The sequence below is a fragment of the Mycobacterium sp. DBP42 genome, assembly GCF_005924235.1.
GTDB lineage: Bacteria > Actinomycetota > Actinomycetes > Mycobacteriales > Mycobacteriaceae > Mycobacterium > Mycobacterium syngnathidarum.
Genome location: NZ_VCMY01000003.1, coordinates 305,688 through 325,426, shown reverse-complemented (window position 1 = coordinate 325,426; position 19,739 = coordinate 305,688). Strand labels below are relative to the sequence as shown.

The window sequence follows — 19,739 nt, the reverse complement described above, 5'->3', positions numbered from 1 at the left end:
CTCAGGCTGACACTGTCGCAGCGGCAGGCTCGACCGTCACCTTGATGGCCTCACCGTTCTGCACGATCGAGAACGCGTCGAGCACGTCGTCCAGCGGTATGTGGCGCGTGATGAGGTCCTTCACGGGCACCTGGCCGGTCGAGATGTACTGCAATGCGCGCTTGTTGTGCTCCGGCGCGGAGCCGTTGGCGCCATGGATGTGCAGCTGCCGGTAGTGCACCACATTCGAATCACACGTGATGGTCGGGTTGGTCTTGGGTAGCCCGCCGAAGAAAGAGATGCGCCCGTTGCGGGCCGCCATGGCGATGGCCTGTTCCTGGGTGATGTTGGCCGCAGTGGCGGTGATGACGACGTCCGCGCCGCGGCCGCCGGTCAGTTCCATCACCTTCTCGACGACGTCGACCTCCCCGGCGTTGATCACCTCATCGGGATGCACGGCGTCGGCCGACATCTCGAGCCGGCTTTCGTTCACGTCGACGAGATAGACCGGGCCGCAGTTGTGTACACCGCGCGCGATGCGGATGTGCATGCAGCCGATGGGGCCGGCACCGAACACCACGACGGTGTCGCCCTCTTCGATCCCGAGCAGATCCTGCGCGTTGATGGCACACGCGAACGGTTCGGCCGCCGACGCCTCGTCGTAGCCGACGTTGTCCGGAATGCGGTTCAGCCCATCGACTTTGAGTACCTGGCGCGGAACGATCATGTACTCGGCGAAACCGCCGTCGTACTGGTAGCCCATCGATGTCTGGTTCTGGCACACGGCCATCCAGCCCTTGCGGCACTCGTGACATTCTCCGCAGGGCACCGCGGCGATCACCTGAACCCGGTCACCCTCGACCCAATCGGTGCCGTAGGTGGAATTCACGTCGGCACCCACCTCGATGATGTCACCGGCGATCTCGTGGCCGATGGTGCGCGGTGGGGTCAGGTTCTGGTGCCCGTTGTGCAGGATCTTGACGTCGGTGCCGCAGGTGGAGCAGTTACGCACCCGGATCTTCACCTCGCCGGGGCCGCACTGGGGCTCGGCCACATCCTCCAGCCGGACGTCTTCCGGGGCGTAGTAACGCAGGGCTTTCATGGCGGTCCTCTCGGCTCACAGGGACTGGCGGTAAGCGGTTGGTATCAGCACCCTAACGCCAATCCGGTCATAAAACCACAGTTTCGTACGCCCATTTACGCCCGAATTCTTGCGCTGATGCCCGGTTATGGGGTCTACTGGGTACTCATGTGACCGGCGTCACCCAGCAGCCGGCAAGATCGGAGGTCGTCAGATGTCCACTGTCGAAGCGCCACGCACCGGGGTTCGGGTGCACGTGCAGAAGCTGGGCACCTCACTGTCGAACATGGTGATGCCGAATATCGGCGCCTTCATCTCCTGGGGCCTGATCACGGCACTCTTCATCGAGCAGGGCTGGTTGCAGGCCATCTTCTCCGGACTCAGGGATCCCGACGGCTGGGTGGCCAGGATCGGCGGCTGGGGCAGCTACGACGGCGCGGGCATCGTCGGCCCGATGATCACTTACCTGCTGCCCGTCCTGATCGGATACACCGGCGGCCGGATCATCCACGGCAACCGCGGCGCCGTCGTCGGCGCAATTGCCACCATGGGTGTGGTCGCCGGCGCCGACGTCCCGATGTTCATGGGCGCGATGATCATGGGGCCACTGGGTGGCTGGGCGATGAAGAAGGCCGACGCCCTCTGGGAAGGCAAGATCCGGCCCGGTTTCGAGATGCTCGTCGACAACTTCTCGGCCGGCATCCTGGGCATGCTGCTGGCCATCCTGGGGTTCTTCGGCATCGGACCGATCGTGTCATCGTTCACCCGCGCCGCCGGCAACGCAGTCGACTTCCTCGTCAACAACGACCTGCTGCCCCTGACCTCCTTGCTCATCGAGCCGGCGAAGGTGCTGTTCCTCAACAACGCCATCAACCACGGGGTACTGACACCGCTGGGCACCACCCAGGCCCTGGAGACCGGTAAATCCGTACTGTTCCTGCTCGAGGCCAACCCCGGCCCCGGCCTGGGAATCCTGTTGGCGTTCATGGTGTTCGGCCGCGGCGCCGCCCGCGCCTCGGCACCGGGCGCCGCGATCATCCAGTTCTTCGGCGGCATCCACGAGATCTACTTCCCGTACGTGCTGATGAAGCCCAAGCTGATCGCCGCGACCATCCTCGGCGGCATGACCGGCGTCTTCGTCAACGTGCTGTTCGGTTCCGGATTACGCGCCCCGGCCGCGCCCGGCTCGATCCTCGCGATCTACGCACAGACCGCGGGCGGCAGCTTCCTCGGCGTGACGCTGTCGGTGCTCGGGGCCACTGCCGTCTCGTTCGCCGTCGCCTCGTTGCTGCTCAAGACCGACCGGGCCGCTGACGAACCCGATCTGGCCGCGGCCACCGCCGAGATGGAGGCCCTCAAAGGCAAGAAGTCCAGCGTCGCATCCGCCCTGGTGGGTGCGACCCGGGGCCCGGTGTCCAGCATCGTGTTCGCCTGCGACGCCGGCATGGGCTCCTCGGCAATGGGTGCGTCCGTGCTGCGCAAGAAGATCCGTTCCGCAGGCTTCGGTGACATCGCCGTGACCAACCAATCGATCGCCAACCTCACCGACACCTATGACCTGGTGGTCACCCACCGCGACCTGACCGACCGGGCCCGCCTGAAAACCGGCTCAGCCGTTCATGTCTCGGTCGAGGACTTCATGAGTTCACCCCGCTACGACGAGATCGTGGAGATGCTGGGGAACACGAACTCGGGGGCTGCGGCCGGCGAGGTGGCCGAGGAACAGCCCGGGAGCACTGAAAACGACGTGCTGCCGCTGGATTCGATCGTGCTGGCAGGCACCGCCACCTCGGCGGAGGGCGCCATCGACGAGGCCGGTGCCCTGTTGGTCGCCGCGGACGCCGTCGAACCGACCTACGTGGATGCGATGCACGAGCGCGAGAAGTCGGTGTCGACCTACATGGGCAACGGTCTGGCCATCCCGCACGGCACCAACGAGGCCAAGACCGCGATCCGCCGCACCGGGATCTCCTTCGTGCGCTATCCCGAACCGATCGACTGGAACGGTAAGCCCGCTGAGTTCGTCGTCGGCATCGCCGGGTTGGGCAATGACCACATGGCGCTACTGACCAAGATCGCGCACGTCTTCCTCGACAAGGACGAGGTGGCCCGGCTGCGGGCGGCGACCAGCGCCGACGAGGTGCGCGCGGTGCTTTCCGACAGCAAATAGCCGACGCCGCAGCCTGGTGCCCCAGAATGGCAAGCGTGGATTCAGATACCCGCCAGAGTCGCATCGTCGAGTTCGCGCGCAGCCGGGGCCGCGTCGATGTCCTGACGCTGGCCGAGGAACTCGACGTCGCGGCCGAGACCATCCGCCGCGACCTCAAGGCACTGGCCGGCAGGCGACTGCTCAAACGTGTGCACGGCGGCGCGATCCCACTGGAGACCGCCGCGTTCGAATCCACCGTCGAATACCGCAGCCAAGTGGACCTGGCTCAGAAGCACCGCATCGCGGCCGCGGCGGCACATCTGTTGCACGGCGCCGAAACCGTCTACCTGGACGAGGGTTTCACACCACGGCTGATCGCCGAACAGCTCGCCGAGCAGGAACTCACCGTGGTGACATCCTCGCTGCTGGCCGCCGAAGCGCTGGCGCACAGCGAAACCGTCACCGTACTGATGATCGGTGGGCGAATGCGAGGACGCACCCTGGCCACCGTCGACCAGTGGGCGGTGGAGCGACTGAGCAGCCTGGTCATCGACATCGCCTTCCTCGGCACCAACGGGATCACTGTTGAACATGGCCTCACCACACCTGATCCCGCGGTGGCAGCGGTGAAGCAGACGGCGGTGAAGGTCGCTCAGCGGTGTGTACTGGTGGCCGCACATTCCAAGTTCGGGGAAACGAGTTTCTGCCGATTCGCGCACGTCTCCGATTTCGAGTCGATCGTCACCGGCGCCGAGTTGCCCGCGGAAGAAGCGCGGCGCTATGAAGCGCTGGGGCCGTCGGTGATCCGCGCCTGACGGCCAGCGTCAGCCCTTGGCCGGGGCTGCGACCGTATCCACGGTGACCAGATCCGTCGGCCTGCGGCGGGACGGCGCGGGCTTGCCGTGGGTCGCGTAGATCACCAGTCCGACGAACGCGAGGCCGCCGACGAGATTGCCCAGTACCGTGGGGATCTCGTTCCAGATCAGGTAGTCACTGATCGTGAAGTCACCACCGAGCATGAGCCCGGACGGAAACAGGAACATGTTGACGATCGAGTGCTCGAAGCCGAGATAGAAGAACACCGTGATCGGCATCCACATCGCGATCACCTTGCCGGGCAGGCTGTCCGACATCATCGCTCCGACCACGCCGGTCGAGACCATCCAGTTGCACATCACACCGCGCAGGAACAGCGTCAACATTCCGGCGGCGCCATGATCGGCGTGTCCCACGGTGCGTCCCACACCGATCTGACCGATGGCCTGCCCGACGGCATCCGGCTCGACGCTGAAGCCATAGGTGAAGTAAGTCGCCATGAACAGCGCGACAGTGAGGGCGCCGGCAAAGTTGCCGATGAACACCAGGCCCCAGTTGCGGAGCAGCGCAGCGATATTCACCCCGGGACGTTTGTCGAGCCACGCCAACGGCACGAGTGTGAACACCGCCGTCAACAGATCGAATCCGAGCAGATGCAGGATGCAGAAACCGACCGGGAACAGGACAGCCCCCAGCAAGGGCTCGCCGGTACGCACGGAGATCGTCACCGCGAACGCCGCGGCGAGGGCGAGAATCGCCCCGGCCATATAGGCGCGGATGAGCGTGTCGCGGGTCGACATGAAGACCTTGGATTCGCCGGCATCGATGATCCGGGTGGCAAGTTCCTGAGGTTTGACGTAGGACATGGACGGGCTTCCTTCCTGACGGATTACCACTGGTAGGGCAGAAACTTGCCGTCGATGGTCACGACGACACGATCTCCATCCGGGTGTGCCCGCCGTTCGAACGAGACATTGCAGTTGATTGCGCTCATGATTCCGTCACCGAACTCCTCGTGGATCAACGCTTTGAACGCAGGGCCGTATACGTTGATCAGCTCCACGAAGCGATAGATCGTCGGGTCCGTGGATCGCGACGGATCAGCTGTCCGATACGGTTGCCGCTGCAACGCGGCCACCGATTCACCGCTCAGGGCGAGCAACTCCCCTACCGCCGCCGCCTCCTTCTGGTGTAAGGGGTGACTTCCCAAGAGTGCAGCGACAGTCCAGACGAGCGGTCGCTCGATGTGATCGGCGATCTCCTGCCAGCCGATGCCGGTCTCGATGCGACGTTCTTCGATCTCGGTGTATCCCGGGGTGCACGCCACGAAACGCCTCCTTGTAGGTGCCGAAAGTCATGCGATCGCTATCGACCGCCGTCCTTCATGTCACCGCTTCGGGGCCGCGCTGCCAATGGCAAAAGGCGCACGTAATACGGCATTTCGCGCACACTCCTGGATTAACCGGTGCGTAACGAGCGGGGAAACAGGCCGAAACGCCTGGCATCTACCTTTTTCGCAAACTCAGGGAAATTCAGGTGGGACCAATGGGCACCCGGACAAGCCACGCTACCAACCCCCTCGGCACCGCAGCCTTGTTGGCAGTGATCGACATCGCGCCGACCCCGCTATGGGTGATTGACGCCGACGGCACTGTCGCCCTGGCCAATCGAGCAGCACTCGACACTCTCGGTTACCGGTCTGCCGGTGAGGTGATCGGCGCGCCGAGCCACGACACCCTGCACGAGTGGCGGCCTGACGGGTCACGCTACCCATCACACTCCTGCCCGATCATGGAGGAACGCCTGTCCTGCACGCCGGATCACGAATGGTTCATCACCCGTGCCGGCCAGCCGATTCCGGTCACCTGGTCTGCGCGCCCACTCGGTATCGAAGGATCACGCCTACTGTCGTTTTGCGACGCGACGGAACGGGTGGCCGCCCAACATGCCGTCGCCGACGAACACGATGTCCGAGCCGCGGTCGAAGCTGCCGCTGTTCCCTCCCGCACTCAGCTGCGCGCGCGTCTGCTCGCTCACGTCCACGCCCGATTCCGGGACCCGGATTTCACCCCAACCACACTGGCCGCCGAGGTGCACCTCTCGCTGCGCTCGGTACAGCAATTGCTGGCCGAAGCCGGCCGCTCACCGGCGACCGAGATCCGGCACAAGCGCCTAGAACTCGCCAGTGCGCTGATCACGCAGGGCTCGTCGGTGAGCCAGGCGTGCCGGAGCAGCGGCTTCACCGACCCCGGCACCTTCAACCGCGCCTTCCGGCGGCGGTTCGGCTCCTCGCCGAGCGAATGGGCGCGACGGTCCGGCTGAGGACCGCGTACCGCTACCCAGGGCCCCAGAACCGGCCCGCCCGCTGCGCGATCTCTTCCGGGTATTCGCCGTTGATGGCATGGGAGGCCTCGGGCCACAGTTCGACCTGCCCGCGCCCCAACAGCCTGCGGGCGCGCCCCTCGGCGCGTACCGGGTCGAGCATGACGCTGCGTCCGGCGATCAAAGCCAGCACGGGCACGTCGAGGCCGCGCAGCTGCTCGTCGGTGAACAGTTTGGGCGCGGGCATACGTATCGTGAAATCCCTTGCTCCAGCTGAGATCAGCGCTGACTCGGTCTCGGCTTCGGATACGTCGGCGCCACCGGATATCCAGCTCAGCACCCGGCTGCGCCAACGTTGTGGCACCGGACCGAGCAATGCCATCGAGGCCAGAATTGCCTTGGCCGGGACCCCGGTGAAGGTGAACACCGGATCGATCAGGGTCAGCGAGGCTGCCCTTGCGGGCCGGTGCACCGCACAGTTGGTCGCTGTCCAGCCGCCGATGGACACACCGAGCAGATGCGCCTGGTCCAAACCGAGGCCGGCCAATGCCTCGTCGAGCCAATGCGCCTGGTCCGGACCACTACGAATCACCTTGTGCTGCACCGACAGGCCCGCCTCGCCGAGCAGGTCGATGCCGTACACGGTGCGACGCGCCAGCAACGGCCCGAGGTTGCTCCGGTACATCGGCGTCGACGCGTTGCGCCCCGGGAGCAGCACCACCGGCGCACCGGTGTCCGGCCCGGCGAAACGGTAGGCGCGCACGGACCCGAACGATGTTGGCACGTCGAACAATTCGAAGGGCGGCAGGGCTGCCATCCCGGTTCGGTAGACGCCCAGGAAATGCTCCAACGCGGCATCGGAGACAAAGGCTCCCAACCCGCCCCGGTCCCACCGCCCCGCGATGTTGACCGTGGGAACCCGCAGATCCATAAAGTCAGCCCAACCGAGGGTGCAGCGCCTATTCGACCGTGACGGACTTGGCCAGATTGCGCGGTTTGTCGACGTCATACCCACGTGCCCGGGCCACCCCGGCCGCAAACACCTGCAGTGGGATGGTCGACAGCAACGGCTGGAAAAGCGTTGACACCGCCGGGATCTCGATCAGGTGATCGGCGTAGGGCCGCACCGTGTCGTCACCCTCCTCGGCGATCACGATGGTCACCGCACCACGGGCCTGGATCTCGCGGATGTTGGACAGCAGCTTGGCGTGCAGCATCTGTGCGTTCTTGGGCGAGGGCATCACCACGATCACCGGCAGATCCTCGTCGATCAACGCGATCGGGCCATGTTTGAGCTCACCGGCGGCGAAACCCTCGGCGTGCATGTAGGCCAGCTCCTTGAGCTTGAGCGCGCCCTCCAGCGCCACCGGGTAGCCGACGTGGCGGCCCAGGAACAGCACGGTGGGCGACTTCGCGAACCGCTGCGCCAGCTGCCCCACCGAATCGATGCCGGCCAGCACCCGGTCGATCACCTCCGGCATGGCCTCAAGGTCGTGGTACTCGCGCTCGACCTCATCGGGGTACTTGGTCCCACGGGCCTGCGCCAGGGCCAGCCCCACCAGGTAGTTCGCCGCGATCTGGGCCAGGAACGTCTTGGTGGCCGCCACGCCGATCTCCGGCCCGGCCCGGGTGTAGAGCACCGCGTCGGCCTCGCGCGGGATCTGGCTGCCGTTGGTGTTGCAGATCGCCAGCACCCTGGCCTTCTGCGTCTTGGCGTGCCGCACCGCTTCCAAGGTGTCGGCGGTCTCGCCGGACTGCGAGATCGCGATCACCAGGGTGCTGCGGTCCAGCACCGGATCCCGGTAGCGAAACTCGCTGGCCAGCTCGACCTCGACGGGCAGCCGGGTCCAGTGCTCGATGGCGTACTTGGCCAGCAGACCCGAGTGGTAGGCGGTGCCGCACGCGACGATGAAGACCTTGTCGATCTCGCGCAGCTCCTGATCGGACAGGCGCTGCTCGTCGAGCACGATGCGGCCGTCGACGAAATGCCCCAGCAGGGTGTCGGCGACCGCGGCGGGCTGCTCGGCGATCTCCTTGAGCATGAAGTAGTCGTATCCACCCTTTTCGGCGGCGTCGAGATCCCAGTCGATGTGGAACTCGCGGTAGTCACGGCCGGCCTGCAGATCGTCGCGGCCGAAGAAGTCGGTGATCCGGTAGCCGCCGGCGGTCAGCACCACGGCCTGGTCCTGGCCGAGCTCCACGGCGTGCCGGGTGTGTTCGATGAATGCCGCCACGTCGGAGCCGACGAACATCTCGCCGTCACCGATGCCGACCACCAGCGGGGTGGACCGGCGCGCGGCCACGATCGTGTCCGGATCGTCGGCGTTGGCGAAAACCAGGGTGAAGTGGCCTTCCAGGCGCTGCAGCACCGCCAGCACCGATGCCGGGAAATCGCCCGCGGTGTTGCCCCTGGTGTACTGCCGCGACACCAGGTGCACGGCAACCTCGGAATCGGTATCGCTGGCGAACTCGACCCCGTCGGCTTCCAGTTCGGCGCGCAGGACGGCGAAGTTCTCGATGATGCCGTTGTGGACGACGGCGATCTTGGCCGCCGCGTCGCGATGCGGGTGGGCGTTGCGGTCGGTGGGGCGGCCATGGGTGGCCCAGCGGGTGTGGCCGAGGCCGGTACTGCCGGTCAGCACGCCATCGTCAGTCTCGGCGAGGGTGGTCTCCAGGTTGGCCAGCCGGCCCGCGCGGCGGCGCACCGTCAACCCGCCGTTGCCATCGATCAGCGCGATTCCCGCGGAGTCGTAGCCCCGGTATTCCATGCGGCGAAGCGCGTCGACCACGATGTTGCGGGCCGGGCGCGTCCCGACGTAGCCGACGATTCCACACATAGGGTCCCAGGGTAGTGCAGTCGGAGCCCTGGCCCGATTTCCGCGCGACGCCGTTTGACGCATATCACGCGCAGCGGTGGCCCTGCGCTACGGTCAACCCGTGGCCAGCACAAAGAAGCTCTTTTCAGGGTTGACCCGTCGCGGACCGCATCGCGTCTTGCGCGGCGACCTGGCTTTCGCCGGTGTGCCCGGCGTCGTGTACACGCCGGAGTCCGGCCTGAATCTGCCCGGTGTGGTGTTCGGCCACGACTGGATGGCACAGGCGGGCAACTACGCGCACACGCTGGAGCACCTCGCGTCGTGGGGCATCGTGGCCGCGGCACCCGACACCGAGAAGGGCGTGGCACCCTCGGTGCTCAATTTCGCCTTCGACCTGGGCGCGGCCCTGGAGATCATCACCGGGGTGCGGCTGGGTACCGGCAAGATCAGCGTGCACCCGGGCAAGCGGGGTGTGGTGGGCCACGGCTTCGGCGGGTCGGCGGCGGTGTTCGCCGCCGCGGGCATGGGCGGTGACGCACACCACCCGAAGGCCGTGGTGTCACTGTTTCCCACGGTGACCACGCCGCCGGCCGAACAACCCGCATCGACGCTGAAGGTGCCGGGCCTGGTCCTGACCGCCCCGGGCGACCAGATCACGTTGCGCTCGAACGCCGTGGAACTGGCCCGGGCCTGGGACGGCGCCACGCTGCGGACGGTCAGCAAGGCACAGGCCGGTGGCCTGGTCGAGGGACGCCGCCTAGCCCGATTCTTCGGACTGCCCGGCGCCGACAAAGACACCCAGAAGATCGTGCGCGCGCTGCTCACCGGATACCTGCTGGCCACGCTGACCGGCGACAAGACCTACCGCGATTTCGCCGACCCCGACGTTGCGCTGCCCCACACCGAAACGGCCGACCCGAATGCCGATCCGGTGGCCCTGGAGGACAAGGTGGTGGCGCTGCTCAAGCCGTGACGGGGCGTCACACCAGGGTGGCACCGCCATCGACCGTCAGGACCACACCGGTACCGAACCCCTGTTCCATCAGGTAGGCGTAGGCCAGCGCCGTGTCGGACGGTTCGCCGATCCGGCCGACGGGGAGATTGCTCGCAAACTGTTCGTACACGGCCTCCCGATCCGCCTCACCGAGCGCCGACCACAGCGGTGTCCGGATCGGACCGGGCGCCACGGTGTTGACGCGCAACGGCGCGAGTTCGACGGCGAGCGCTTTGGTCATGGCGTTGATCGCGCCGCAGACGGCGGTGGGCAGCACTCCCAGGCCGGGCTTGTCGGCAGCCGTGCCGCTGGTGAGCGTGATCGAGCCGCCCGGCGTGATCGTCGGTGCGAACACGCGGACCGCCTGCAACTGCCCGATGAAACGGGTGCCGAGAAACTCGGTGATCGTCGCAGGGGTGAGATCAGCCAGTCCGACCATTGTGAGTGGCTCCCCCGCACTGAACACCAGGTGCTCGATCGGTCCGACCTCGTCGACGAGGTGGCCGAGCGAGGCGGGGTCGGTGAGGTCGACAGTCATCCCGCGGGCGTTCTCGCCGAGTCCGGCAATCGCCAGATCGACGTTGGACTGGTTGCGCGACACCACGATCGGGATGCCGCCTCGGTCGGCGACCGCTGCCGCCACACCCAGTCCGATGCCGGAGGTACCACCGATGATCAGGACCCGCGCGTTCTTGAGGTTCATGAGTCCACTGTGGGTGCGATCGACCACCGTCGTCCAAGACTCTTTTCGTCGTCCGGCGATACCCTCGGGGTATGAGCACGCCGGACCTCGACCTGCGCAAGCTGCGGTATTTCGTCGCGGTCGCCGAGGAGCTCAATTTCGGCCGGGCAGCCCGGCGTCTCCACATCGCGCAACCCGTGCTCTCGCGCCAGATCCGCACGCTCGAAAGTGAGCTCGGGGTTCAGTTGCTCGTCCGCGGCTCGACCGGTACCCAGCTGACGTCCATTGGCGCGCAGCTTCTGCAGGACGCCAAGGTTCTGCTCGACGACGCGCACGCGCTGCGGCGGCGCTTGTCTCGCGCCGCCGGACACCCGGTGACCGTGACGGTCGGAGTGATGGCGGGGTTGCGGGCAACAGCCGCAGCCGCGGCGTTCGAGGCGGGCGACCCTCGCCGCCGTGCAGTCGTGCGTCAAATCCCGTGGCACGAGCAGGCCGAGCTAGTCAGGTCCGGCGAGGTGGATGTGGTCTACGCGCGTGAGCCCGTCGACCACCGCGGGTTGGGGAGCGCCCCGCTCCTGGAAGAACCGATGGACGCGGTGCTGCCCGCCGACGACGATCTGGTGGGGCGCGCATCGGTGCGGTTGGCGGATCTCACGTCACGGGTGTTGTTGCTGCCGGATCCCGCGATGGTTCCGGGGTGGCAGACGGACCTCGTCGGGCCCGGCCAGCGTTGGGCACCACCGCGCGAGGAGTTCCGTTCCGTGGAGGACAAGCTCGAACATGTTGCCGCGCATGAGGGTTTCGTCATCCTGCCCCGATCGACCACCGCCTACTACCGTCGACCCGACGTGAAGGCCGTGCCGATCGAGGATGTGGGGCCCTCCCGGGTGACGCTCATCTGGAAGGCCGACACGGACAACCCGTTGCGGGATGAGTTCGTGGCGGCAGCCCTGGCGTGCCGGGACGAGACGATCTGACGCCCGACGGAGTTATCCGCGTATCCGTAACTGATCACATAGCCGCGGAGACACCCTCACCCAACCAACTGGTTGGGTTGCTACACTCCTGCGATGCGCACTGGCATCTTCCTGAGTTATGCCGGCGGCTTCAAAGAAGCAGCCGACCAAGTCGTCGAACTGGAGAAGGTGGGCGTCGACATCGCCCTGGTCGCCGAGGCGTACTCCTACGATGCGATCAGCCAGCTCGGCTACCTGGCCGCCAAGACCTCCACGATGGAGCTCGGCACCGGCGTGGTCCCGATCTACACCCGCACGCCGGCCCTGATGGCCATGAGCGCGGCCGGCGTCGACTATGTGTCCGACGGCCGGTTCCGCCTCGGCCTCGGTACCTCCGGCCCGCAGGTGATCGAAGGTTTCCACGGGGTGCCGTTCGACGCGCCGCTGGGCCGCACCCGCGAGGTCGTCGAGATCTGCCGCAAGGTGTGGCGCCGCGAGAACCTCGACTACGACGGCAAGTACTACCAGCTGCCGCTGCCCGCCGACCGCGGCACCGGCCTGGGCAAGTCCCTGCACCTGATCAATCACCCTGTCCGGGAGCGCATCCCGATCACGATCGCCGCACTGGGGCCGAAGAACGTCGAGCTGACAGCCGAGATCGCCGAGGGCTGGCAGCCGGTGTTCTACCTCCCGGAGAATGCCGACGACGTCTGGGGCGACGCCCTGCGGGCCGGGACCGCCAAGCGTGATCCGGCGCTGGGACCGCTCGACGTCATGGTCAGCGCCAGCCTGGCGATCGGCGACGACGTCGACGACCGGCTCGCCTGGGCGAAACCCCAACTGGCACTGTACATCGGCGGCATGGGCGCACGCGGGCAGAACTTCTACCACAAGCTGGCCACCCGGTACGGCTACGGTGAGGTGGCCGACCACATCCAGGACCTGTTCCTGGCCGGCAAGAAGGCCGAGGCCATCGCGGCGGTGCCCGACGACCTGGTGCGCAACATTTCGCTGGTCGGGCCGAAGGGTTTCGTCAAGGACCGCCTGGCCGCCTACGCCGAGGCCGGGGTCACCACGATGCTCGTGCACCCGCTGGCCACCGACAGCGCCGAGACCGTGAAGTTCTGCGAGGAGCTGGTGGAGCTCACTCGCTAGAACCCACAGACCTGGCAGCTGGGCGATTGCGGGCCTCGGCGTTCAGGAGCAGCGATTCGAACAGCCGGTTCACGCCATCCATCTCTGCCGGTTCCGTGACGGCCGCTGCATGGGCGAAGCCGTCGACGATCGCACTGATCACCCGGGCCACCTGAACCGGGTCGTACTCGGCGGAGATCAGCCCGGCGCGCTGTCCCTCGACGACCGACCGCGCGAGCGCGTCGGTCATCCGGGCTCCCTGGCGCGCAAAACCCGCGGTCAGCTCCTGGTGCCTACGGGCGTCGATCGGAGCGGTGGCGACGAAACCGGCGAGGTCGGGATGCTCGCGGTTGATCCTGATCGATTCGGTGAGCGCCGCGCGCAGCAACTCCTCCATCGAACGCGGCCCGGCCATCGCCGGTGCGGCGCTGGCCAGGATCTTGCCGTAGACGTCGTCGCAAACTGCTTCGAACAGCTTGTTTTTCGTACCGAAGTGGTAATACACCGAGCCGGCCGTGACGCCGGCCGTCTCGGCGATCTGGCTGTTGGTGGCCGGACCGTAGCCGAATTGGGCGAAGCACCGGCAGGCGGCGTCGATGACCCGTTGCCGGGTGTCACCACTGTCGATACCCGCGGGCCGACCGGGCCCGGTCTTGACGGTCTTGGTCGCGCTCATCGAACCATCTTGACCCAGAAATCGGGGCGTCGGGTGACCACGTTGGTTGTCAACGCCGACCGTCTGCCACCGGCAATGCACCGTCCCTCGCGGCGGCCGAGACCGAATCCCGCATCGAATCGCAGCCGAGGAACAGACCGCGGTCGCTGTGGCCGGCGAGCGCGGTCGCGTCACGACGCTGCCGGCACAGTCCGGTCGCCGCGGCATTCCACTACACGCTGGTCTGCTGCCAACTGCTCTTCCGTGCCAGTACGACGGCTCCGCAACGACCGCACGACACCGGCATCATCGGCATTTCAACGAGCCGCGGATCTGAGCGGACGGTCATGGCACCGACTGGGTGGCGACGCCGGCAGCGATGTTGTCCTCGATCTCCTGGTTCCAGGCGTGCTGCGCACTCGTGGTGTCGATCTCGTATTCGAACCGGTCGACCATGTCGGCGGCCACATCCGCGGCGTCGACGTAGAACTGCTCGTACCATCGGCGCAGCTGATAGACCGGTCCGTCTTCCTCGCACAGCAGCGGGTTGTCGATGCGGGCCTTGGTTTTCCAGATCGCCACGTCTTGTTCGAAGCCGATCTTGACCCAGTCGCCGAGCGCGACGGCGCTCTGCAAAGCCAGCTCGTCGGACACTCCTTCGGGTTTCTTCACGATGATGCCGTATTGCAGGACAAACGAATTCGCGTCGATCGGATAGTGACAGTTGATCAGCACGCTGTGATGGTCGGCGTCGGGATAATGGTAGGTCAGATCATCGATCATGAAAGCCGGCCCATAATAGGACGCCACCGAGGTGGTGCCGAGCATGGTCGATCCGCCGACATCCCCGCGGTCGGACCGGGTATCGGCGTTCATGTACTGCGTTGCGATGTGGCCTTCGAAGATGTTCTTGAAGTGCGTTGGCAGTGATCCGTGCACGTAGAAGAAATGGGCCATGTCGACCACGTTGTCCACCAACTCGCGGCAGTTGGCGTTGACGACCGTTGTGTACCAATGCCAATCGGTCCACTGATCGCTGGTGGCGCCTGCGATGCGCGGGATCGTCACGTCGGCCGGCGGCGGTTTGCCCTCGGGGTCGTTCCAGACGAACAACATCCCGTCCTGCTCAAGGGCCGTCCAGGAGGCGGTGCGGGCCAGACGGGGAGTGCGTTTGGCGTACGGCACGTTCTTGCAGCGGCCGTCACCGCCCCACCGCCAGTCGTGGAACGGGCAGGCGATCTCGTTGCCTTTGACCTGGCCTTGCGACAGGTCACCGCCCATGTGCCTGCAGTATCCGTCGAGCACATTGATCCTGCCGTCACCACCCCGGAAGACCACGAGCTTCTGGCCGAACACGTTGATCCCGTGAGGTTTCCCATCGCCGAAATCGCGGGTCAAGCCCAGGCAGTGCCAGCCACGGGCGAAGCGTCCCGGAGGCGCTTCGGCTTCTATCTGGCGCACCTCACACTCGGATTCCATCGTCATCGAAAGACCCTCCGATATTTTCGCGGCAACTGTGCTTCACGTCACAACCAGGTCTAACACCCCGGGCAGCACCCTGACTCCCGGAGTCCCACTGGCAGGGATCGAAAATCCCGCGCAGGACGCGGCGCAGCCCGGGCTAGCCGCCGACCTGCGGTAGCTCGTCGGCGGCGATCGCACACGGTGTCCCGCCGGCCGGTGCCACCGCCTCCCCGGCAGGCGGGACCGGGACGCCGGGGGCAGCGGCGGCGACAGGCGGCGGTTCGGCCGCATCATCGACGGTGGTCTCAGCGGGCACAGAACCGGGCACGTCAGCCGAAACCGCCTCGACCTCCGGGGCGGCAGGGTCCTCGTCGGACGTCTTGTCCTCTTCAGCCGCAACATCTTCCGTTGTTGCGTCGTCGTCCGGTCCGACGTCTTCCTCGTCGGGATCGTCCGCACCGTCCGCGTCGTCGACCGCGTCAGAGGTTTCTGGTGGGTCCGGCCGCTCAGGCAGCGCGGTGTCGGCGCTCGACCCCAGCGAGCCCTCTGTTGAACCGATCAGCCCGCCGAACAGGTCGGCGAGTTGCCGGCCAAGGCCCGACGTCCCGGATCCCAGGCCCGACAACCCGGCCCCGGGCAGTCCGCCGCCCAGTGGCGAACCCCATCCAGCCGCCGGATCAGCCGCTGTGGGACTGCCGGCCGGCGGCACGGCAGAGTCCGGCACCGCGGCCGAGCCAATCGTCGGTGGGGTGAGGGCCGGTGCAGTAGAGGGCATCTGACCGATCGGCGGCGCGGTGCCCGTCGAGCCGACCGGCGATACCCACGGCGCTGGGCCGGAACCGGACGACGGTACGAACCCCGCCGGAACGGTGCGGGCACCGCCCACGGGTCGATCCACCGGCACCGCCGCGCCGATCCGCGGCGTCCATGACGGGCCGAGATCGCCGGGGATCTCGAACGCCGGAGCCGGTCTGTGGGAGAGCGCGGCGACTGCCGCGGCGTAGGCGTCGGACACCGCGGCGGTCGCCGAACGCATCGCGGATACCCAGTCGGCGCCGATGTCGTTGGCCACGAAGGGTTTCACCTGCGCGTCGATCAGTTCACTGGCCAGGTCCCGGTCGCCGATCCCCGTCCGCACGGTGCGCGCCGCGGCCAGCCAGTCCTGGCGCTGGGCCGCGCATCGCGCCTCGATGCTTTCCGTTGCGGCCACCTTGGTGTCGACCGCCCGCCACAGCTGCTCACGCAGCGACGCCAGGGTATCGGCAGCTCCTCGCACAGCGGCGACGGCCTGTCCGGCCGCGCCACCATGGCGGTGCAGAAACTCACGCGCGGCCTGCGCACCGCGCCCCTGCCACGCCTGGTCGAGTGTGGTCAGCTGAGCGTCCTGCAGCCGCAGTGCCTGCTCGGCCGCCGCAGCAGCCGCCGTCAACGCTGCGCAGTCCGACTCCAGGGTCCGCAGATCCAGGCCATCCTCTGTGGCGTACCAGTCGTGCACCTGACCGGCATGCAGCGTGAGGTCGGGATGCTGATAGCCCAAAAGCGCGCAGGCCCAGACGAACTCGGCAAGAGTCTCGACCGCAGGCTGCCCCTGATCCAAACGCCCTGCGACATCACCGGTTTGAACCACGCCTCAGCCCACCCGCGCCGCCGCGCAGGCGTCCGCGGCGAGATATCGGTCGGTGGTGCTTCTCAGGACCGCGGCAACCTCCCCCGCCGCCCGGGCCCACTGGTGAAACGACGTGATCCGTTCATCGAGTGCCGTACGCAGCGAGTCACCCGACGCGATGTGTTCCCGGCCTGCCCTCGCGCCGTCGAACCGAAGCCTCACCTGGGCAGCGGACTCGATGATTTCGGCGGCGGCACCGTACTGTCGCGCCACCTGCAGCAGCGCCTCAGCGTCGACACGCGCGGCGGTTACATCTCCCATGCCCGGTTTAGACGCAGCCGACCCATATCGGGTTCCCTCGGGGCTGAATGTTCCTCGCGCGAGCGCTCGTCAGGCCGACTGACCGCTTACCGACTCGGCCACCCGCACCGCGAGCAGCCGGGCCGTGTTCTCGTCGGCAGCCTCGACCATCACGCGAACCACCTGCTCAGTGCCCGAGGGCCGCAACAGGATTCGCCCGGTGTCGCCGAGTTCGGCCTCGGCCTGGGCCACTGCGGACTGCACGGACGGCGCCTGGGCCACCGCAGCCTTGTCGTCCACCTGGACGTTGATCAGAACCTGCGGCAGCGTATGCATCGGCTCGGCCAGGGCGGCCAAGGTAGAACGGGTCTGCGCCATCCGCGACATCAGCCGCAGCCCGGTGACGATGCCGTCCCCCGTGGTGCCCAAACCGGGCAACACGATGTGGCCGGACTGCTCACCGCCGAGCGAGAACTCGCCGGCCCGCAGTTCCTCCAGAACGTAGCGGTCCCCCACACCCGTGGTGCGGACGTCGATCCCGGCCGCACGCATGGCCAGGTGCAATCCCAGATTGCTCATCACCGTGGCCACCAAGGTGTCCGAGGCCAACTCGCGGGCTTCCTGCATCGCCAGCGCCAACACGACCATGATCGCGTCGCCGTCGACGACCCGGCCTGCCGCATCCACCGCCAGGCAGCGATCGGCGTCGCCGTCGTGGGCCAGACCCAGGTCGGCGCCGTGCTCGACCACAGCGGCCTGCAGCACCTCCATATGGGTGGACCCGCAGCCGTCGTTGATGTTGAGCCCGTTGGGCTCGGCGTTGATCGCGATGACGTTGGCTCCAGCGGCCCGGTAGGCCTGTGGAGCGGCGGCGGACGCCGCACCGTTCGCGCAGTCGACGACGACGGTCAGGCCGTCCAGCCGGGTGGTGACGGCCTTGCCGACGTGGCGCAGGTAGCGGTCCAGCGCGTCGTCGGCGTCGAGGACCCGGCCGATGCCCGCGCCCGTCGGACGCAGCCCCGGACCGCCGTTCACCAGCTCCTCGATCCGGTCTTCGGCGGCGTCGTCGAGCTTGTGCCCGCCCGGACCGAAGATCTTGATGCCGTTGTCGGGCATCGGGTTGTGCGAGGCCGAGATCATCACGCCGAAATCGGCGTCGTAAGCACTCGTCAGATAGGCCACCGCCGGGGTCGGCAAGACGCCGACCCGCAGGACGTCGACCCCTTCACTGGCGATGCCGGCCAGCATCGCTGCCACCAGCATCTCGCCGCTGGCCCGTGGATCCCGGCCCACCAGGGCGAGCCGACGGCCACTGCCAGTGGAATTGCCGAGACGCCGTGCCGCCGCCGAACCGAGTGCAACTGCCAGTTCAGCAGTCAGATCGCGATTGGCGACTCCGCGCACCCCGTCGGTGCCGAACAGTCGACCCATGCCCTTAAACTTCTCATAATTGGCTGCCTGAAACACAACCGACGAGGTCAGCGTCCATCCCGCGGCCAGATCGATACCTGTTCGTGACACCGAATCCCCGCCCGCGGTTGCACTCGCGGGCGGGGATCAGTGAGAAATCGCTAGCTGCCGTCAGCGCTTCCCGGCGCCTCCGTGGCAGGTGTCATCGTCGGAGCCGGGCTGTGCGGTGTCATGCCCTGCGAGGCGCTACCCGGCCGCTCCGTGGGGCCGTTCTGGCTGAACGAGATGGTCCCGAGGTTGTTGGTGCAGACCACATGGTCGGTGCCGTTCGTGTCGACCCCTTGAACGGCGGTGGTCAGCGATGCGGTGTCGGTGTTCTCGCACACCCCCGCCGCGATCTGGGCGGCCGCGGCGTCCTCGACGTTCTCCAGGACCGAGACATTGCCGAGCGTGAGATTCACCTTGCCGTCGCCGACCGTGTCGGGCACCGCATGGGCGATTCCCAGGCCGACGGTAAACAGCAGCGACCCGCCGAGCATCGCGCCCGCAGTCGCCGTCTTCACGAAGTTCCCCACAATTACTCCTTCCGATGAGAAAGCGGCACCCGGCCCCCCGACGTCGACACGACGTCTACCGGTGGCAGGAAGGTCCTGCGGGCACAACTCTGCTGACACAAAGCGGCCCCGCCTCTCCGGGCAGTGGGCTTCCACGCGATCGCGAAGCTCAAACCTCGAATCCGCAGAAAAGTTGGGGAAGGAAAGCGCCGGTTTCTCCCGCAGGGTCGTCGAAACCGAGCGTGAACAGCCCCGACGTAGAAACCGATGCAAGTTTCGGGGCCCAAAACAAACCCGCCGGGTGTGTACGCGACACACCCGGCGGGTTCGTTCGGCCGTAACGGCGACAGATCAGCGCTTGCTGTACTGAGGCGCCTTGCGGGCCTTCTTGAGGCCGTACTTCTTGCGCTCGATGGCACGCGGGTCGCGGGTCAGGAACCCGGCCTTCTTCAGTGCCGGACGATCCTCGGGCTGAACCAGGATCAGCGCACGGGCGATGGCCAGACGCAGCGCGCCGGCCTGACCCGAGGGGCCGCCACCATCGAGGTGGGCGAAGATGTCGAACTGCTCAAGGCGGTCGACGGTCACCAGCGGGGCCTTGATCAGCTGCTGGTGCACCTTGTTCGGGAAGTAGTTCTCCAGGGTGCGGCCGTCCAGGTTGAACTGACCGGTGCCGGGAACCAGACGCACCCGGACCACGGCTTCCTTGCGGCGGCCCACGGTCTGGATCGGACGGTCGATGATGACCGGCTCGCGGTGCTCCTGCTCCACCTCGACGCTCTCGGTCACGGCTTCGACGACCCCGGTGTTCTCACTGCCGT

At 66.9% G+C, this 19,739-nt stretch carries 19 protein-coding genes and 1 pseudogene; 6 read left to right on the top strand and 14 right to left on the bottom strand.

Annotated features, from left to right (window positions below; translation table 11 throughout):
- Position 1: 1 nt before the first annotated feature.
- Positions 2 to 1,081, bottom strand: coding sequence for a zinc-dependent dehydrogenase (locus tag E0T84_RS05780; RefSeq protein WP_138744006.1), 1,080 nt, complete (start codon positions 1,079 to 1,081; stop codon positions 2 to 4).
- Positions 1,082 to 1,274: 193 nt separating this feature from the next.
- Here E0T84_RS05780 and E0T84_RS05775 point away from each other — a divergent pair, with 193 nt between their 5' ends.
- Positions 1,275 to 3,230: a PTS mannitol transporter subunit IICBA gene (locus tag E0T84_RS05775; RefSeq protein ID WP_070187115.1), complete on the top strand. Its 1,956-nt coding sequence runs from the start codon at positions 1,275 to 1,277 to the stop codon at positions 3,228 to 3,230.
- A gap of 35 nt (positions 3,231 to 3,265) precedes the next feature.
- Complete coding sequence (locus tag E0T84_RS05770) at positions 3,266 to 4,024, top strand: DeoR/GlpR family DNA-binding transcription regulator (protein ID WP_070187133.1); 759 nt, start codon at positions 3,266 to 3,268, stop codon at positions 4,022 to 4,024.
- A 9-nt stretch (positions 4,025 to 4,033) separates the two neighbouring features.
- Here the strand turns inward: E0T84_RS05770 and E0T84_RS05765 are convergent, their stop codons facing one another.
- Positions 4,034 to 4,891 (bottom strand): formate/nitrite transporter family protein, encoded by an 858-nt coding sequence (locus E0T84_RS05765; RefSeq protein ID WP_138744005.1) that lies wholly within the window; start codon positions 4,889 to 4,891, stop codon positions 4,034 to 4,036.
- Between the two features lie 23 nt (positions 4,892 to 4,914).
- A complete protein-coding gene (cynS, locus tag E0T84_RS05760) occupies positions 4,915 to 5,352 on the bottom strand; it encodes a cyanase (RefSeq protein ID WP_070187113.1) in 438 nt (145 codons plus the stop codon).
- Between the two features lie 218 nt (positions 5,353 to 5,570).
- Between cynS and E0T84_RS05755 the strand changes: the two genes are divergently transcribed.
- Positions 5,571 to 6,347, top strand: a complete 777-nt coding sequence (locus tag E0T84_RS05755; protein ID WP_138744004.1) for a helix-turn-helix domain-containing protein — start codon at positions 5,571 to 5,573, stop codon at positions 6,345 to 6,347.
- A 13-nt stretch (positions 6,348 to 6,360) separates the two neighbouring features.
- Here the strand turns inward: E0T84_RS05755 and E0T84_RS05750 are convergent, their stop codons facing one another.
- Both E0T84_RS05750 and glmS read right to left on the bottom strand, forming a co-directional pair.
- Positions 6,361 to 7,278 carry an alpha/beta fold hydrolase gene (locus tag E0T84_RS05750; protein WP_138744003.1) on the bottom strand — a complete coding sequence of 306 codons (918 nt, stop codon included), beginning with the start codon at positions 7,276 to 7,278 and terminating at the stop codon, positions 6,361 to 6,363.
- A gap of 28 nt (positions 7,279 to 7,306) precedes the next feature.
- The gene (gene glmS, locus E0T84_RS05745) at positions 7,307 to 9,184 is read right to left on the bottom strand and encodes a glutamine--fructose-6-phosphate transaminase (isomerizing) (RefSeq protein WP_070187110.1); all 1,878 of its coding nucleotides are present in this window, start codon (positions 9,182 to 9,184) and stop codon (positions 7,307 to 7,309) included.
- Positions 9,185 to 9,284: 100 nt separating this feature from the next.
- On the opposite strand from glmS, the gene E0T84_RS05740 reads away from it, so the two are divergent.
- Positions 9,285 to 10,136 (top strand): dienelactone hydrolase family protein, encoded by an 852-nt coding sequence (locus E0T84_RS05740; protein WP_070944356.1) that lies wholly within the window; start codon positions 9,285 to 9,287, stop codon positions 10,134 to 10,136.
- Positions 10,137 to 10,143: 7 nt separating this feature from the next.
- Here the strand turns inward: E0T84_RS05740 and E0T84_RS05735 are convergent, their stop codons facing one another.
- A complete protein-coding gene (locus E0T84_RS05735) occupies positions 10,144 to 10,860 on the bottom strand; it encodes an SDR family oxidoreductase (RefSeq protein WP_070187109.1) in 717 nt (238 codons plus the stop codon).
- 71 nt (positions 10,861 to 10,931) lie between these two features.
- Here E0T84_RS05735 and E0T84_RS05730 point away from each other — a divergent pair, with 71 nt between their 5' ends.
- A complete protein-coding gene (locus E0T84_RS05730; protein ID WP_070187108.1) occupies positions 10,932 to 11,816 on the top strand; it encodes a LysR family transcriptional regulator in 885 nt (294 codons plus the stop codon).
- A gap of 93 nt (positions 11,817 to 11,909) precedes the next feature.
- Positions 11,910 to 12,950: an LLM class F420-dependent oxidoreductase gene (locus E0T84_RS05725; RefSeq protein WP_138744002.1), complete on the top strand. Its 1,041-nt coding sequence runs from the start codon at positions 11,910 to 11,912 to the stop codon at positions 12,948 to 12,950.
- Here the strand turns inward: E0T84_RS05725 and E0T84_RS05720 are convergent.
- The 8 genes and pseudogenes from E0T84_RS05720 to rpsI all read right to left on the bottom strand — a co-directional run bounded on the left by E0T84_RS05720 (position 12,940) and on the right by rpsI (position 19,707).
- Entirely contained in the window at positions 12,940 to 13,605 is a 666-nt protein-coding gene (locus E0T84_RS05720) for a TetR/AcrR family transcriptional regulator (protein WP_070187106.1), read from the bottom strand. The genes E0T84_RS05725 and E0T84_RS05720 overlap by 11 nt on opposite strands.
- A 49-nt stretch (positions 13,606 to 13,654) precedes the next feature.
- A pseudogene (locus E0T84_RS32205) lies at positions 13,655 to 13,933 on the bottom strand (ferredoxin).
- Entirely contained in the window at positions 13,930 to 15,069 is a 1,140-nt protein-coding gene (locus E0T84_RS05710; protein ID WP_070187104.1) for a Rieske 2Fe-2S domain-containing protein, read from the bottom strand. Before E0T84_RS05710 ends, E0T84_RS32205 begins: the two are co-directional and overlap by 4 nt.
- 136 nt (positions 15,070 to 15,205) lie before the next feature.
- Positions 15,206 to 16,675 (bottom strand): hypothetical protein, encoded by a 1,470-nt coding sequence (locus E0T84_RS05705; protein ID WP_070187103.1) that lies wholly within the window; start codon positions 16,673 to 16,675, stop codon positions 15,206 to 15,208.
- A 3-nt stretch (positions 16,676 to 16,678) separates the two neighbouring features.
- Positions 16,679 to 16,975: a type VII secretion target gene (locus E0T84_RS05700; protein ID WP_070187102.1), complete on the bottom strand. Its 297-nt coding sequence runs from the start codon at positions 16,973 to 16,975 to the stop codon at positions 16,679 to 16,681.
- Between the two features lie 69 nt (positions 16,976 to 17,044).
- On the bottom strand, positions 17,045 to 18,385 hold the full coding sequence (gene glmM, locus E0T84_RS05695; protein WP_138744034.1) for a phosphoglucosamine mutase: 1,341 nt from the start codon (positions 18,383 to 18,385) through the stop codon (positions 17,045 to 17,047).
- Between the two features lie 140 nt (positions 18,386 to 18,525).
- Positions 18,526 to 18,939: a hypothetical protein gene (locus E0T84_RS05690; protein WP_239251639.1), complete on the bottom strand. Its 414-nt coding sequence runs from the start codon at positions 18,937 to 18,939 to the stop codon at positions 18,526 to 18,528.
- A 330-nt stretch (positions 18,940 to 19,269) separates the two neighbouring features.
- On the bottom strand, positions 19,270 to 19,707 hold the full coding sequence (rpsI, locus tag E0T84_RS05685) for a 30S ribosomal protein S9 (RefSeq protein WP_110765051.1): 438 nt from the start codon (positions 19,705 to 19,707) through the stop codon (positions 19,270 to 19,272).
- Positions 19,708 to 19,739 lie beyond the last annotated feature (32 nt).

Excerpts from the sequence above, each read along its gene's own strand:
- E0T84_RS05780 (WP_138744006.1), bottom strand. The coding sequence starts at position 1,081 with ATGAAAGCCCTGCGTTACTACGCCCCGGAAGACGTCCGGCTGGAGGAT.
- E0T84_RS05775 (WP_070187115.1), top strand. The coding sequence starts at position 1,275 with ATGTCCACTGTCGAAGCGCCACGCACCGGGGTTCGGGTGCACGTGCAG.
- E0T84_RS05765 (WP_138744005.1), bottom strand. The coding sequence starts at position 4,891 with ATGTCCTACGTCAAACCTCAGGAACTTGCCACCCGGATCATCGATGCC.
- E0T84_RS05755 (WP_138744004.1), top strand. The coding sequence starts at position 5,571 with ATGGGCACCCGGACAAGCCACGCTACCAACCCCCTCGGCACCGCAGCC.
- E0T84_RS05750 (WP_138744003.1), bottom strand. The coding sequence starts at position 7,278 with ATGGATCTGCGGGTTCCCACGGTCAACATCGCGGGGCGGTGGGACCGG.
- glmS (WP_070187110.1), bottom strand. The coding sequence starts at position 9,184 with ATGTGTGGAATCGTCGGCTACGTCGGGACGCGCCCGGCCCGCAACATC.
- E0T84_RS05735 (WP_070187109.1), bottom strand. The coding sequence starts at position 10,860 with ATGAACCTCAAGAACGCGCGGGTCCTGATCATCGGTGGTACCTCCGGC.
- E0T84_RS05730 (WP_070187108.1), top strand. The coding sequence starts at position 10,932 with ATGAGCACGCCGGACCTCGACCTGCGCAAGCTGCGGTATTTCGTCGCG.
- E0T84_RS05725 (WP_138744002.1), top strand. The coding sequence starts at position 11,910 with ATGCGCACTGGCATCTTCCTGAGTTATGCCGGCGGCTTCAAAGAAGCA.
- E0T84_RS05720 (WP_070187106.1), bottom strand. The coding sequence starts at position 13,605 with ATGAGCGCGACCAAGACCGTCAAGACCGGGCCCGGTCGGCCCGCGGGT.
- E0T84_RS05710 (WP_070187104.1), bottom strand. The coding sequence starts at position 15,069 with ATGACGATGGAATCCGAGTGTGAGGTGCGCCAGATAGAAGCCGAAGCG.
- E0T84_RS05700 (WP_070187102.1), bottom strand. The coding sequence starts at position 16,975 with ATGGGAGATGTAACCGCCGCGCGTGTCGACGCTGAGGCGCTGCTGCAG.
- glmM (WP_138744034.1), bottom strand. The coding sequence starts at position 18,385 with ATGGGTCGACTGTTCGGCACCGACGGGGTGCGCGGAGTCGCCAATCGC.